At 41.7% G+C, this 15,728-nt stretch carries 10 protein-coding genes; 9 read left to right on the top strand and 1 reads right to left on the bottom strand.

What is annotated here, in order from left to right; all coding sequences use genetic code 11:
• Window positions 1–128 precede the first annotated feature (128 nt).
• Genes HMPREF9009_RS04705 through lpxA form a run of 4 tightly spaced genes read left to right on the top strand, consistent with a single transcriptional unit; the run spans window position 129 to window position 6,944 of the window.
• On the top strand, window positions 129–1,304 hold the full coding sequence (locus HMPREF9009_RS04705) for an efflux RND transporter periplasmic adaptor subunit (RefSeq protein ID WP_004316811.1): 1,176 nt from the start codon (window positions 129–131) through the stop codon (window positions 1,302–1,304).
• Window positions 1,305–1,320: 16 nt separating this feature from the next.
• Window positions 1,321–4,752, top strand: coding sequence for an efflux RND transporter permease subunit (locus HMPREF9009_RS04700; protein ID WP_049701575.1), 3,432 nt, complete (start codon window positions 1,321–1,323; stop codon window positions 4,750–4,752).
• An 11-nt stretch (window positions 4,753–4,763) separates the two neighbouring features.
• The gene (locus HMPREF9009_RS04695) at window positions 4,764–6,155 is read left to right on the top strand and encodes an efflux transporter outer membrane subunit (protein WP_049702253.1); all 1,392 of its coding nucleotides are present in this window, start codon (window positions 4,764–4,766) and stop codon (window positions 6,153–6,155) included.
• An 18-nt stretch (window positions 6,156–6,173) separates the two neighbouring features.
• On the top strand, window positions 6,174–6,944 hold the full coding sequence (lpxA, locus tag HMPREF9009_RS04690) for an acyl-ACP--UDP-N-acetylglucosamine O-acyltransferase (protein ID WP_008023953.1): 771 nt from the start codon (window positions 6,174–6,176) through the stop codon (window positions 6,942–6,944).
• An 84-nt stretch (window positions 6,945–7,028) separates the two neighbouring features.
• Here the strand turns inward: lpxA and HMPREF9009_RS04685 are convergent, their stop codons facing one another.
• Window positions 7,029–7,670: a carbohydrate-binding family 9-like protein gene (locus tag HMPREF9009_RS04685; protein ID WP_004310385.1), complete on the bottom strand. Its 642-nt coding sequence runs from the start codon at window positions 7,668–7,670 to the stop codon at window positions 7,029–7,031.
• 187 nt (window positions 7,671–7,857) lie between these two features.
• Here HMPREF9009_RS04685 and HMPREF9009_RS04680 point away from each other — a divergent pair, with 187 nt between their 5' ends.
• From HMPREF9009_RS04680 to HMPREF9009_RS04660, 5 genes are all read left to right on the top strand, one after another.
• Window positions 7,858–8,868: a LacI family DNA-binding transcriptional regulator gene (locus HMPREF9009_RS04680; protein WP_008023950.1), complete on the top strand. Its 1,011-nt coding sequence runs from the start codon at window positions 7,858–7,860 to the stop codon at window positions 8,866–8,868.
• 125 nt (window positions 8,869–8,993) lie between these two features.
• Complete coding sequence (locus tag HMPREF9009_RS04675) at window positions 8,994–11,630, top strand: family 78 glycoside hydrolase catalytic domain (protein WP_032849531.1); 2,637 nt, start codon at window positions 8,994–8,996, stop codon at window positions 11,628–11,630.
• A 122-nt stretch (window positions 11,631–11,752) separates the two neighbouring features.
• A complete protein-coding gene (locus HMPREF9009_RS04670; RefSeq protein ID WP_009039096.1) occupies window positions 11,753–14,155 on the top strand; it encodes a glycoside hydrolase family 2 protein in 2,403 nt (800 codons plus the stop codon).
• 5 nt (window positions 14,156–14,160) lie between these two features.
• Entirely contained in the window at window positions 14,161–15,129 is a 969-nt protein-coding gene (locus HMPREF9009_RS04665) for an ROK family protein (protein ID WP_004310376.1), read from the top strand.
• A gap of 5 nt (window positions 15,130–15,134) precedes the next feature.
• On the top strand, window positions 15,135–15,713 hold the full coding sequence (locus HMPREF9009_RS04660) for an SIS domain-containing protein (protein WP_004310374.1): 579 nt from the start codon (window positions 15,135–15,137) through the stop codon (window positions 15,711–15,713).
• Window positions 15,714–15,728 lie beyond the last annotated feature (15 nt).

Genomic DNA, 15,728 nt, shown 5'->3' with positions numbered 1-15,728 from the left:
ACTTTTGCAACCGGAAACTAAATTCCTTAATTTAGTTTCCGGTTTTTCTTCCTTAACCCCCTTATCTATATGGATGAACAGCACACTGGCAACAAACGCATTAAATTAAAAAACAGATATTTATAAGTATGAAAAGTAGAATTGTTTTATTTGCATTTTGCGTAGCCCTCTTGTCTAGTTGTGGCAATAAGGGCAATGACACAGGAAAGGTTCCTGAATATGCAGTACAAGAGTTACAAAAAACGACTGCTAATTTAACAACTGCCTATCCGGCTACAATTAAAGGAAAACAAGATGTAGAAATCCGCCCCCAAGTATCGGGCTTCATCACGAAACTCTGTGTAGACGAAGGAGCAGCTGTCCGTAAAGGACAAGTGTTGTTCATTGTTGATCCGACTCAATACGAAGCAGCTGTACGCACTGCCAAAGCAGCAGTGGCTACAGCAGAAGCAGCAGTGAGTACTCAACAGATGACGTATGACAATAAGAAAGAATTGAACAAAAAGCAAATCATCAGTGACTATGACCTGGCAATGGCAGAAAATTCCCTGGCACAGACCAAAGCCCAGTTGGCACAAGCAAAAGCGCAACTGACCACTGCTCAACAAAACTTGTCATTCACACAGGTTAAAAGTCCGTCAGATGGCGTTATCAACAATATCCCTTATCGTGTAGGAGCATTGGTAAGTCCTTCTATCGCTACACCGATGACTACTGTTTCCGAGATTGACGAAGTATATGTATACTTCTCAATGACAGAAAAGGAATTGCTGGCAATGACCAAGTCCGGTAGCACCATCAAAGAAGAAATCAGCAAAATACCGACTATCAAACTGCAATTAATTGATGGTTCCACATACGATATAGAGGGTAAAGTAGATGCTATCACAGGTGTTATCGACCAATCTACCGGTTCGGTAAGCATCCGTGCTATCTTCCCGAATAAGGAACATGTATTGCGTAGTGGAGGTACTGCAAACGTCCTGATTCCTTATACCATGGAGAATGTAATCACTATACCGCAGTCTGCAACAGTAGAAATCCAGGATAAGAAGTTCGTTTATGTTTTGCAACCGGACAACACGGTAAAATATACAGAAATCAAAATCTTCAATCTGGATAACGGAAAAGAGTACTTGGTTACTTCCGGTTTGAATTCAGGAGATAAAATCGTAATCGAAGGAGTACAAAACCTGAAAGACGGTCAGAAGGTTCAGCCTATCACACCGGCGCAAAAAGAAGCAAACTATCAACAACATTTGAAAGACCAACACGACGGTAATTTAGCCACAGCCTTCAACTAATAATCAGATAATCATTATGAAATTAGATAGATTTATTAACCGTCCGGTACTATCAACCGTTATTTCTATCCTGATAGTCATCCTGGGGGCTATCGGATTGGCGACACTGCCTATCACGCAGTATCCGGACATCGCGCCTCCTACCGTTTCGGTAAGAGCCACCTATACGGGAGCCAGTGCATCGACCGTATTGAATTCCGTGATTGCTCCGTTGGAGGAACAAATCAACGGTGTAGAAAACATGATGTATATGACCTCAACTGCGTCAAACACGGGTTCCGGTGAGATATCCATATATTTCAAACAAGGAACAAACCCGGACATGGCCGCCGTCAATGTACAAAACCGTGTTTCTATGGCACAAGGTCTGTTGCCAGCCGAAGTAACTAAAGTCGGTGTAACCACTCAAAAACGCCAGACTTCCATGCTGGTAGTATTCTCTCTCTATGACGAGACAGATACATATAGCGAATCGTTTATTGAAAACTATGCTAAGATCAACCTGATTCCTCAAGTTCAACGTGTACCGGGTGTGGGTGACGCCAACGTTTTGGGTCAGGATTATTCTATGCGTATCTGGTTACGACCGGACGTCATGGCACAATACAAGCTCGTTCCCGGTGATGTTTCCGCTGCTCTGGCAGAACAGAATGTCGAAGCTGCTCCAGGACAGTTCGGTGAACGCAGTAACCAGACTTTCCAATACACCATCCGTTATAAAGGACGCTTGCAACAGCCTGAAGAGTTTGAAAATATCGTTATCAAATCTCTTCCTGACGGTGAAGTACTCCGTCTGAAAGATATAGCAGAAATTCAGCTGGACCGCTTGGGATATAACTTTACCAACCGGGTAGACGGACACAAGTCTGTGACTTGTATCGTATACCAGATGGCAGGAACCAACGCGACACAGACTATCAGTGATATTGAGGCATTGTTGGATGAAGCATCAAAAACGTTGCCTACCGGATTGAAACTGAACATCTCCATGAATGCCAACGACTTCCTTTTCGCTTCTATCCATGAAGTGTTGAAGACGTTGATCGAAGCATTTATCCTGGTGTTTATCGTAGTGTATATCTTCTTGCAGGATTTACGTTCCACATTGATTCCGACTATCGCCATTCCGGTAGCTCTGATCGGTACTTTCTTCATCCTGTCCCTGGTAGGATTCAGTTTGAACTTGTTGACGTTATGTGCGCTCGTGCTTGCTATCGCGATTGTGGTCGACGATGCGATTGTGGTCGTCGAGGGTGTGCATGCCAAGCTTGACCAAGGTTATACATCTGCCCGTCTGGCTTCTATCGATGCTATGAATGAATTGGGTGGTGCTATCGTATCTATTACGCTGGTCATGATGGCCGTATTCGTTCCGGTAAGTTTCATGGGAGGTACAGCAGGAACATTCTATCGTCAGTTCGGTATGACTATGGCTATCGCTATCGGTCTGTCCGCATTGAACGCATTGACTTTGAGTCCGGCTTTGTGTGCCGTTCTTCTGAAACCTCACAAAAAAGAAGACGGAACAACGGAAGACTCCACATTGAAAGAACGTATGAAAGTAGCCTATACGGCAGCCCATACAACCATGATCAACAGATATACCGAGGCTATCGGAAAGATGTTGCATCCGGGAATTACACTTACTTTCACGCTTATTGCCATTCTCGGCATGATCTTTGGTTTGTTCAGTATCAATCCGATAGTTACTGCAATTTTCGTAGTGCTTAGTATTCTGGCACTGATCGGAATGAGTACGAAGAAATTTAAAAACAGATTCAACGATACATACGAATCAATCCTGAAACGTTATAAGAAACGAGTACTGTTCTTTATCCAGAAGAAATGGTTGTCTATGGGATTAGTTGTCGCTTCCATTGCGATACTTGTATTCTTCATGAACACCACTCCGACAGGTATGGTGCCTAATGAAGATACCGGAACGCTGATGGGAGCAGTAACATTGCCTCCGGGTACTTCTCAAGACCGTTCTGAAAAAATCCTGGCACGTGTAGACAGTCTGATCGCTTCCGATCCTGCGGTATTGTCACGTACCATGATTTCCGGATTCAGCTTTATCGGTGGCCAGGGACCTTCCTATGGTTCTTTCATCATCAAACTGAAAGACTGGGACGAACGTTCCATGATACAGAATTCAGACGTTGTAGTCGGTTCCTTGTATATGCGTGCACAAAAGATTATCAAAGAAGCACAGGTATTGTTCTTCGCTCCTCCTATGATCCCGGGTTACTCGGCATCTACGGATATTGAGGTAAATATGCAAGATAAGACCGGTGGTGACCTGAACAAATTCTTCGATGTGGTTAATGATTATACGGCAGCACTGGAAGCACGTCCGGAAATCAATTCGGCAAAGACTTCCTTCAACCCGAATTTCCCGCAATACATGATCGACATCGATGCAGCAGCTTGTAAAAAGGCAGGTATCAGCCCGAGCGATATCCTCACTACTATGCAAGGATATTACGGAGGCTTGTACGCATCCAACTTCAACCGTTTCGGTAAGATGTATCGTGTTATGATTCAGTCAGATCCATTGTCACGCAAAAGCTTGGAATCTTTGAAGAATATCAAGGTGCGTAATAGTGCAGGTGAGATGGCCCCGATTGCCCAGTTCATCTCTGTGGAGAAAGTATATGGTCCGGATATTATCAGCCGTTTCAACCTTTATACCTCTATGAAAGTAATGGTAGCTCCGGCAAGCGGTTATACATCCGGTCAGGCATTGACTGCCCTCGCCGAGGTTGCCCAAGAAAACCTGCCTACCGGTTATACGTATGAATTAGGAGGTATGGCGCGTGAAGAGGCTCAAAGTAGCGGAAGTGCTACCGGACTGATTTTTGTGCTCTGTTTCGTATTCGTTTACTTATTGTTGAGTGCACAGTACGAAAGTTACATTCTTCCGCTGGCTGTATTGTTATCCGTTCCGTTCGGTCTGTTAGGAAGCTTCCTGTTTGTGAACGGTGTAAGTGCTATCGGTAATATTTCGGCATTGAAGATGATTCTGGGTACGATGTCCAATAATATCTATATGCAGATCGCGTTAATCATGTTGATGGGTCTGTTGGCAAAGAATGCCATCTTGATTGTAGAGTTCGCCCTCGACCGTCGTAAGATGGGTATGAGTATCACTTGGGCAGCCGTATTGGGTGCCGGTGCCCGTCTCCGCCCGATTTTGATGACATCATTGGCTATGGTAGTCGGTTTGCTTCCGTTGATGTTTGCCTTCGGTGTAGGTGCTCACGGTAACCGTACACTGGGTACAGCTTCTATCGGTGGTATGTTAATCGGTATGATTTGCCAGATTTTTATCGTTCCTGCGCTGTTTGTAGTCTTCCAGTACTTACAAGAGAAGGTTAAACCGATGGAATGGGAAGATATCGACAATACAGATGCCGTAACAGAGATTGAACAATACGCTAAATAATGAAATTCGATATGAAGAAACAGATTCTATATATGTTGTGCGCAACTGCTCTCCTGAGCAGCTGCCACATCTATAAGTCGTATGACAGACCCGAAGACATCACTACTTCCGGCCTGTATCGCGATCCGGTAGCGGATAATGATACACTGGTTTCGGATACAGCCAACTTCGGTAATCTGCCGTGGAGAGAAGTCTTCACCGACCCGCAACTCCAGTCTCTCATCGAAACGGGACTGAAACAAAATACAGACCTCTTGTCCGCCGCTCAAAATGTGAAAGCAGCAGAAGCGTCCCTCATGTCGGCACGCCTGGCTTATGCCCCGTCATTAGGATTGTCTCCGCAAGGAACGATCAGCAGCTTTGACAAGAATGCAGCTACAAAAACTTATTCATTACCTGTCACAGCCAGTTGGCAAATCGATTTATTCGGTCAGTTGCTGAACTCGAAACGAAATGCGCAAGTTACACTGAAGCAAATGAAAGCTTACCGCCAGGCAGTACAAACACAAGTTGTCTCTAACATCGCCAATATGTATTATACATTAATGATGTTGGACCGCCAACTGGAAATAACCAAAGCCACGGCTGAAATTCTGAAAAAGAATGCCGAGACAATGGAAGCAATGAAAAACTCTGCTATGTACAATATCAATTCGGCAGGCGTAGAACAGAGCAAGGCTGCCTATGCGCAAGTACTTGCCACTATTCCCGACATTGAACAAAGCATCCGTGAGACAGAAAATGCCCTGTCCACTTTCCTCGGAGAAGCTCCTCATGCCATCAAACGTGGTGTATTGGAAGCACAAGTACTTCCAACGGAACTTTCCGCAGGTATACCTATTCAATTGCTATCCAACCGCCCGGACGTGAAAGCAGCCGAAATGTCATTGGCAAGTTGTTATTACAATACAAATTCGGCACGTGCTTCATTCTATCCGCAAATCACGCTCAGCGGCTCTGCGGGATGGACAAACAGCGCCGGAAGTGCGATTATAAATCCGGGTAAGTTGTTGGCTTCTGCCATTGGTTCGCTGACACAGCCTTTGTTCTACCGGGGACAAAACATTGCTCGTCTGAAAGCTGCCAAAGCGCAGGAAGAACAAGCGAAATTATCTTTCCAGCAGGCCTTGTTGAATGCCGGTAGTGAAGTCAGCAATGCGCTAAGTTTATACCAAAAGACGAGTGAAAAGGTAGAATCTCGTCAAATGCAAGTAGAATCTGCCAAAAAAGCTTCGGAAGATACAAAAGAATTGTTTAACTTAGGGACTTCAACCTACCTGGAAGTATTGTCTGCACAGCAGGCTTACTTGAGCGCACAAATTTCACAGGTTTCTGATTGCTTTGATCGGATGCAGGCTGTAGTAAGCCTTTACCAGGCACTGGGTGGTGGAAGAGAAGAATAACTTTAAACTTATACTATTATGATTAGTCCGTTAGCTTACGTAGATCCCGAAGCAAAGCTGGGCAAGAATGTAACCGTTCTGCCTTTTGCCTACATTGAAAAGAATGTAGAGATCGGGGATGATTGCGTCATCATGTCTTACGCTAGTATCCTGCAAGGTACTAAAATGGGAAAAGGAAACAAGGTACATCAGAATGCTGTCCTCGGAGCGGAACCACAAGATTTCCACTATACTGGAGAAGAAAGCAGCCTGATTATCGGAGATAATAACGATATTCGTGAGAATGTAGTAATCAGCCGCGCTACATTTGCCGGCAATGCTACCAAAATCGGAAACGGAAACTACCTGATGGATAAAGTACATCTTTGCCATGACGTACAAATCAACAATAACTGTGTGGTAGGTATCGGCACCACTATTGCAGGAGAATGTACGTTGGATGATTGCGTTATCCTAAGTGGAAATGTCACCTTGCACCAGTATTGCCATATAGGTAGCTGGACACTGATACAGAGCGGATGCCGTATATCTAAAGATGTACCTCCGTACGTTATCATGTCAGGAAATCCGGTAGCATATCACGGTGTAAACGCCGTAGTTCTTTCTCAACATCACAATACATCGGAAAGAATCCTTCGTCACATCGCTAATGCATACCGTTTGATTTATCAGGGTAATTTTAGCGTTCAGGATGCTGTACAGAAGATCATCGATCAGGTTCCTATGAGTGAGGAGATCGAGAATATTGTAAATTTCGTGAAGAACTCGGAAAGAGGGATTGTGAAATAAACAAAGTGAGTCCATATAAAGAAGGTTGATACTTTTTCAAGTATCAACCTTCTTTTTTATATTCAAATTCAAAGATTCAATTCACTATTCAAACTCCAACGTTCCGAAGAAATCAGGGCGGTGGAAATCCGGCTGTTCAATCTGTATCGGATTCCATGAAAGGAAATGAGGGGTCTGCAATTCATCGCCACATTTATAGAAATTAGCTTTTATCTCCTTTCCGTCGAGCGAATCAATCTGGTGCTTAAAGAACACAGAATACGGAATAATAAGGGCCACTTCCCAGTCCGTTTCACCGATGCGTTCAGCAAAAGGCTGATTACCCAGACTAGACCAGCGTTGTACAAGAGCAGTCACCTCTTTCGGTGCATGTTCGCGGTTGTTACGCACAGGTCCGGCACCCACCAGAATAGTTCCGATGCAATTGCATTCTATATTATAATAGATCCCGTCGCCTGCAGGTATGGAAAAGAATTCCACGCAGGAGTCAGTCCATACAGAACCGTTATCTTTTCCATACTTGGCACGTACACTCTCCTCTTTCACTTTAAAATGTAGCAAAATCGAGTTCTGTGTGTGAGCAATTCGAAAATTCACTTTAGGTTTGTAAGGATATTCAGCCCAATTGACACACTGAATCGACTGAAAATCTATTTTTTCTTCATCGAATAGTTTAGGAAGCGAACAAGCCTCCACGTTAGCCGCACTAATTTTCTTTACTTTCATATATCTTTCGTTTGAATGATACAAATATAGTTACTTTCTTTGGTTTACACCTTATTTCTATGTTATTTTTAAATTGCAAATTATTATATCAAAAAATAATATTTAGTTAAATATTACTCAACTATTATATAATGAGATATTTTTTCATATATTTGCCATCACTTAACCGATTAAATAGATACTGTTTATGAAAACATCCCTTAAAGACATAGCAGAAACCTTAAAATTATCCAAGACAACAATCTCTTGGGTACTTTCTGGTAAGGGGGATGAAAAAGGTATTAGTCTTGCTACACAAGAAAAAGTCTTTCAATGCGCCAAACAGTTGAATTACCAGCCTAATTTATTAGCCAGAAGCCTAAATACGGGTATATCAGGCACAATCGGATTAATCATACCGGATATTACAGACTCTTTTTACTCCAAAGTTGCCCGTTCTATAGAAAAGGAAGCGGAAACACAAGGCTATTCATTAATGATTTGTAGCTCTGAATCTGAAATAGAAAGAGAAAACAGAATGATCCGGTTATTCAAAGCGAAACAGGTGGATGGAATTATAGTAGCCCCCACAAAAGTTTCTAAAATTGAAATACAGAATCTAGTCAAAGAAGGCTATCCATTAGTCTTATTTGACCGCTACTTTCCTGAGATGCAGACAAACTACATCATTATTGACAATGAAGGCAGTAGCTACGAGTTAGTAAAGAAAATGATCGATAACGGATCATCTAAAATAGCTATTATTACCACGAATCCTCATCTCCGCACAATGAATATGAGACGAGAAGGGTATGCAAGAGCTTTAATTGAAGCCAACCTACCCGTTGATCCTGATCTATATGGAGAGGTGACCTTTGTTGATTATGAGAAGAATGTTTTCAAGACTCTTGATCAAATATTCAGCAAAGTACCTGATGTAGATGGGTTCTTCTTCACAACCCATATTTTGGCTCTGGAAGCATTCCGTTACTTTTATGAAAAAGGAATCAATATAAATAAAGGATATGAATTGGCTTGTATTCATGGAGTATCAGCATTCCGTGTCTTAGCACCTAATATGAACATCGCAAGAATGCCAATAGAAGAGATCGGTAAGAATGCCGTAAGGATTCTACTTGGCGATATCAAATATCGCTTGGAAAATTCGACCGAAAAAAGAGAAGTAGAAACACTTGTCCTGCCATGTTCATTACCCTAGTCATGATTTTACATTTTTTCTTCAATCACTTAACCGGTTTAGTGAAAATAAATAATGATATCAAATTAACAAATGTAACAATAAAGAAAATAGCCCTCTAATTATTAACATAAAGATACAGAATTATGAAGTTCCAAATTAAAAATGAAAAATACATGCTGGCTCTATTAGGACTTCTAGTATGGGCATGCAGCAGTAACAACATTGATATTGAAAATATGCGATGTGAATATCAAATTTCTCCAATTGGCATTGATTCACCAGCACCGCGTTTTACTTGGAATTACACAACCAATAATGAAGATGCAACAGAGTTTTCTCAAGACAGCTATCAGCTATATATCGCCACCCGGGAACAAGATTTGAGAAACTCATCCGATAATAGCTGGCAATCTGACACTATTTACTCTGATACTCCTCATGCGACCTATCAAGGATCAGAAAAATTGAAATCCAGAACTCGTTATTACTGGCAAGTAATAGCATGGGATAAAACAAAGGAACATAAGATTATCTCTCCTATATCCAGTTTTGAAACAGCTCAACTCAACCAAAGTGACTGGACAGGAGTATGGATTACTGATAATCATGATAAAGATTATACGCCAGCGCCCATGTTGCGCAAGTCGTTTATCGCTCAAGATGATATACAACAAGCAAGATTATATGTAAGTGCCGCTGCATATTATAAAATGACATTAAATGGTAAATCAATAACATCATCACATCTCAATCCGGGTTTTACTCATTATAATAAAAGAAATCTGTATAACACATACGACGTCACTTCACAACTGCTCAAAGGAGAGAACGTACTATCTGCAATACTTGGGAACGGATTCTACAACGAATCGGCCCCTGTAGCAACATGGAGCTATGAGCAAGCCCGCTGGCGTAACCGCCCAAGAATGATCTGCGAAATGGAGATATTATATAAAAATGGAGAAAAGCAAACCATCCATTCAGATTCTACTTGGAAAACGAGTATCGGTCCTTATATACAAAACAATATTTATAGTGGTGATACCTATGATGCATGTCTTGCAATTGCTGGATGGGACAAACCGGGTTTTGATGACTCTAAATGGACAAATGCAATTCAGGTGGCTGCCCCTTCTCCCCTACTAGTATCACAAAACATGCCTGCTATTGAAACGGAACAATTTATCACTCCAATCAATATGCGTTCTTTTGGTGATACAGTCTATGTATACGATTTTGGAGTTAATATGTCAGGGGTCTGTACTCTTTCTATCAATGGCAAGAAAGGCACTAAAGTCAGTATGCAACACGGCGAATTGCTAAAAGATAACGGACGCTTGGAAATGCGCAACTTAGATATTTACTACAAACCATTACCTGGCCTCGCTTTTCAAACAGACACTTATATATTGGACGGAAAACAAGGTACATTCACTCCAGATTTTACATATCATGGATTTCAATATGTAGAAGTTCGTTCAGATCGTCCTGTAAAACTTACTAAAGAGAGCTTAACCGCTCAATTCATACATACGGCTGTTCCTCCTGTTGGTAAATTCAGTTGTTCAAATGAACTATTAAATAAAATATGGAAAGCTGCTAATCAATCATATTTATCAAATCTGATGAGTATCCCGACTGACTGTCCCCAACGAGAGAAAAATGGATGGACTGCCGATGCACACATAACAATGGATTTAGGATTATTAAACTTCGATGGTATTACTTTCTATGAAAAATGGCTGGATGATATGATTGATAATCAAAATGAAGAAGGACGTATATCGGGAATCATTCCTAGTTCCGGATGGGGCTATGATGACTGGATAGGTCCTGTATGGGATGCTGCCATGTTTATCGTGCCAATGGCAATTTACCACTACTATGGAGATACAAGAAGCATCGAAAAACTATGGCCTGTATGCACCAAATACCTTGCCTACCTCGCAGGACGCGAGGACGCGGAAGGAACCGTAACTTACGGAATTGGTGACTGGGTATTCCATAAAACACAAACCCCTACAGAATTCACCACTACCTGCTATTATTATTTAGACAATCTGTATATGGCTAAATTTGCAGAACTCATTGGAAAAGATGGTAGTAGTTATGCTAAGAAAGCAGAAGAATTGAAATTGCTTATCAATCACAAATACTTCGACACATCCAAAGCTATTTATGCCAATGGTTCGCAAGCAGCACAAGGAGTTGCCTTATACCTTGGAATCGTTCCTAAAGAATACGAACAGCAGGTTGCAGATAATCTTTCTACGATGATAAAAGCCAATAAAAACCTGCTCGATTTTGGAGTTTTAGGCAGTAAAACAGTCCTGCGGATGCTTTCCAAATATGGATATGCTGACTTGGCATATCAGATGGCCGCACAAGAAGAAGCTCCATCTTGGGGCAATTGGATAAAACAAGGTTTCACTACACTAGCAGAAACATGGATACTTTCACCTGAATTTAGAGATGCCTCCGTAAATCACATGTTTCTTGGAGACATTAATGCATGGATGTACAATATATTGGCAGGCATTAATTATGATGAACAGAAACCCGGATTCAAACATATTCTTATCCAACCTCATTTCGTAAAAGGTCTTGACTGGGTAAAAGCAGAATATAAATCTGTAAACGGAATCATTCGTTCTGAATGGGAACGTAAAGGAGAACAAGTGATTCTCAAAGTCACGATCCCAGTCAATACGAATGCAACAGTAGAATATAATGGTAAAAAGATAGATTTAAGGTCAGGAAAACATCAACTCACATTTTAATTGAAACAAAAGAAAGGAGGTTTAATAGAGGTATATAAAGAATCAAAAATGAGACCGTTATGTAATACTATAAAAATATAACACTAGTTACTTTGTCACACCATCAATCAAATCTATTAACAATGAATAAAATCAGTACACTGCTATTTTTGATATTTCTCACTTGTACAAGTGGTGTTTTTGCCGATTCCGGTAGTTCCATCTCCTTAAATGGAACATGGGAACTCTCTTATTGGATGCAACCTGAAGAACCTATAACTTCGCCCAAGGACATGCAACTAGCTGAAGTGAAACATCTATCAGCCCAAGTCCCCGGTAATGTAGAACTAGACCTAATGGCTGCCAACTTAATTAAAGATCCGATGATTGGCAGTAATGTAAATGAATTACGCAAATGGGAAGGCTATCAATGGTGTTATTCCAAATCATTCGTAGCGCCACAACTAAAACCAGGACAACAATATCAACTCTTCTTTGCCGGAATAGACTGTCTGGCCGATATATGGCTGAATGGAAAGCACATTGGCAAAGCAGAAAATATGATGATTGAACATGCTTTTAATGTAACTAAAGAAATAAAAGCAGGAGAAAGCAATCAACTCCAAGTGATACTCCGTTCATCTGTTATTGAAGGACAAAAACATCTGTTAGGGACATTCAGTATTGGAAACTTCCCGTCTGAAGAATCCGTATTCATCAGAAAAGCTCCGCACACCTATGGATGGGACATTCTGCCACGATTAGTCAGTGCAGGTTTGTGGAGAGATGTAGAATTACGCGTATTGAATCCGGCACGTCTCACAGATGTTCACTATATGGTCGCCAATGTAGACACTGCTACCAGAAATGTACGTTTGTATACTGATGTACAAGTAAAACTACCTTTCGAAAAGTTCGACAAAGTGAAAGCCGTATATACATTAAGTCGCCATGGGAAAGAAATATATAAAGGAAGCTCTGTTGTCGTTTCCCCAGCATTCCGATATATAATGGAAATCAAGAATGCTGATTTATGGTGGCCAAGAGGATATGGAGAACCGGCTTTATATGATGCAAAAGTAGAGTTAGTAGATTCTGACGGCACTATTTTATCAACAGATAATAAACGGGTAGGCCTCCGCACGATTCAACTAGACATTACAGACATCAACCTCCCACCGGATCATCCGGGTAAATTCTGTTTCATAGTCAATGGAGAACCTATTTTTATTCACGGAACCAATTGGGTACCCATGGATGCACTCCATAGCCGGGATCATTCTTTCGTAGACGAATCTATCCGCATGGCTGTAGAATTAAACTGCAATATGATACGTTGTTGGGGTGGCAACGTGTATGAAGATCATCATTTCTTTAATTTATGCGATGAAAACGGCATTATGGTATGGCAGGATTTTACGATGGGATGTACTTTCTATCCTCAACGCAGCTCATTTACACAAGCATTGGAAGAAGAGGCCATTTCCGTTGTATGCAAGTTACGCAATCATCCATCACTCGTTTTATGGTCAGGAAATAATGAAGACGATTGTGCACTGCGCTGGTCTTTGCAACCATTTAATATTAATCCAAATCAGGATGTAGTTAGCCGCAAGGTCCTCCCGGCAGTTATTTATGAGTTTGACCCTACTCGCCCTTATCTTCCCAGCTCTCCTTACTACAGCCAAGCGGTATATGAAAGAGGAAGTGCTGACCAATATTTACCAGAAAACCATTTATGGGGTCCCAGAGGATATTACAAAGACAAATTCTATACGGATGCTACCTGCTGCTTTGTCAGTGAAATCGGCTATCACGGCTGCCCTAATTTAGAAAGTCTCCAGAAAATGATGACAAAAGATGCCGTATATCCCTGGACAAAAAATCATGAATGGAATGATGAATGGGTTACCAAATCTGTTCGTAGATTCCCAGAATGGGGAAAGACATTCGATCGCAATAATCTTATGATTAATCAGGTACGTTTACTTTTTGGTGAAGTTCCCTCCAAACTGGATGATTTTATATTCGCTTCTCAATCCGTACAGGCAGAAGCTATGAAATATTTCATAGAAATGTGGCGTGGAAAGAAGTTTGACGACAAGACTGGTATTGTCTGGTGGAACCTGCGGGATGGATGGCCAGTGATCTCTGATGCGATTGTTGACTACTACAATTCAAAGAAGATGGCATATTATTTCATCAAGAATGTTCAACAGGATGTTTGTGTACTAATCAATGATGCAGAAGGCGGAAATTACCCACTGATAGGAACGAATGACACACGCAACGTACAAAGTGGTAATGTAACGGTAACAGATGCATCCTCGGGACGTAAAATCTATGAGAGCACTTTCCGTATTCCAGCCAATCAAAAGGTCAGAATAGCCTCACTACCGGAAGAAAGCGGTCAAGGAATCTATCTGATCCAATACCAGATCGGTAATCAGAAATTCATGAATCATTACCTATACGGCAAGGCACCTTTCAACTTGAAAGAATACAAGCGGCTGTTACAAAAAACCGGATTATACGCTAAAAAATAATAGTTATGAAAGAGAACTTGTTAGGAATTGACGTAGGAGGCACCAAATGCGCCATCATCTACGGTATCAAAGAAAACGACGAGCTACATATCATCGACAAAAAGAAATTTGATACGACCACAGTCGACGAAACAATAGACAGAATTCTCTGTGAAACCGAAAAGATGATGAACCTCCACCAGCTAACCCCTACTAACACAAAAGCGATTGGAATCTGTTGCGGAGGTCCTCTCAACAGTGAAACAGGCATCGTGATGTCTCCCCCTAACCTACCGGGATGGGACAACATCCCCATTGTGGCAATGGTGGAAAAAAAGACGGGCATTAAAACCAATCTACACAATGATGCCAATGCCTGTGCTTTAGCCGAATGGAAGTTCGGAGCAGGAAAAGGAACTAAGAATATGGTCTTTCTCACATTCGGTACGGGACTGGGAGCAGGATTAATATTAAATGGCAAACTGTATACGGGCACCAATGACAATGCCGGAGAACTGGGACATATCCGCCTGTCGGATTTCGGTCCGATAGGTTACGGTAAAAAGGGCTCTTTTGAGGGATTTGCCAGCGGTGGAGGTATTGCTCAACTCTCCAAAATGTATGTGATGGAGAAATTGCAGACCGGACAGAAAGTTGAATGGTGTACCTTACAGGAACTAGATCAGCTTACTGCCCGAAAAGTGGCTGAAGAAGCTGCCAAAGGTGATAAATTAGCCCAAAGCATATATGAGACGTCTGCTATTTATCTGGGAAAAGGATTATCCATGGTGATCGATATCTTGAATCCGGAAGTCATTGTGATAGGTGGCATCTATACCCGGAATAAAAATATGATGGAACCCATCATGCAAAAGATAATCGATCAGGAAGCATTATCCTGTGCAAACAGAGTATGTAAAGTGAAACCAGCCGCCTTGGGAGAGCAGATAGGAGATTATGCAGCTCTTTCTGTAGCCGCTAACTTAACCGATTAACTATTATGAAAGAGCTTATTGAAACAACACTGGAAGAGGCTCGGCAAACGTTGGAGAGCTTTCTTGAGGAAACAACAACAGTCGGGATTATTTCACAGGCAGCCTCTACCTGCGCCGAAGCATTAAAAGCCGGAAATAAGATTATCAGCTGTGGTAATGGAGGTTCTTTATGTGACGCCACCCACTTTGCAGAAGAACTAACCGGACGTTACCGCAACAACCGCATCCCGCTACCGGCAATTGCAATCAATGACCCGGCTTACATGACCTGTGTGGGAAATGATTTTTCGTTCAACGAGATCTTCTCCCGCTATGTAGAAGCTATGGGATGTAAGGGAGATGTATTATTGGCCATCAGCACAAGCGGACATTCCGAGAACATACTGAAAGCTGCCGTACAAGCACACAACAATGGAATGAAAGTGATAGCGCTGACTTCAAAAGGAGAGAATGAACTGTCACGACTGGCAGACATTGCAGTCTGCGCGCCACGAGCAGCACATTCCGACAGAATACAAGAAATTCACATCAAAGTTATCCACATTCTGATTCAGGCAATTGAGGCAGAATTAGGCTTTGAATAATAACCTACTAAATTT

This window comes from Bacteroides sp. 3_1_13, from assembly GCF_001185845.1.
Lineage (GTDB): Bacteria > Bacteroidota > Bacteroidia > Bacteroidales > Bacteroidaceae > Bacteroides > Bacteroides xylanisolvens.
Note: the sequence above shows the minus strand (reverse complement) of the source record. Positions and strands in the feature narration are given on the sequence as shown.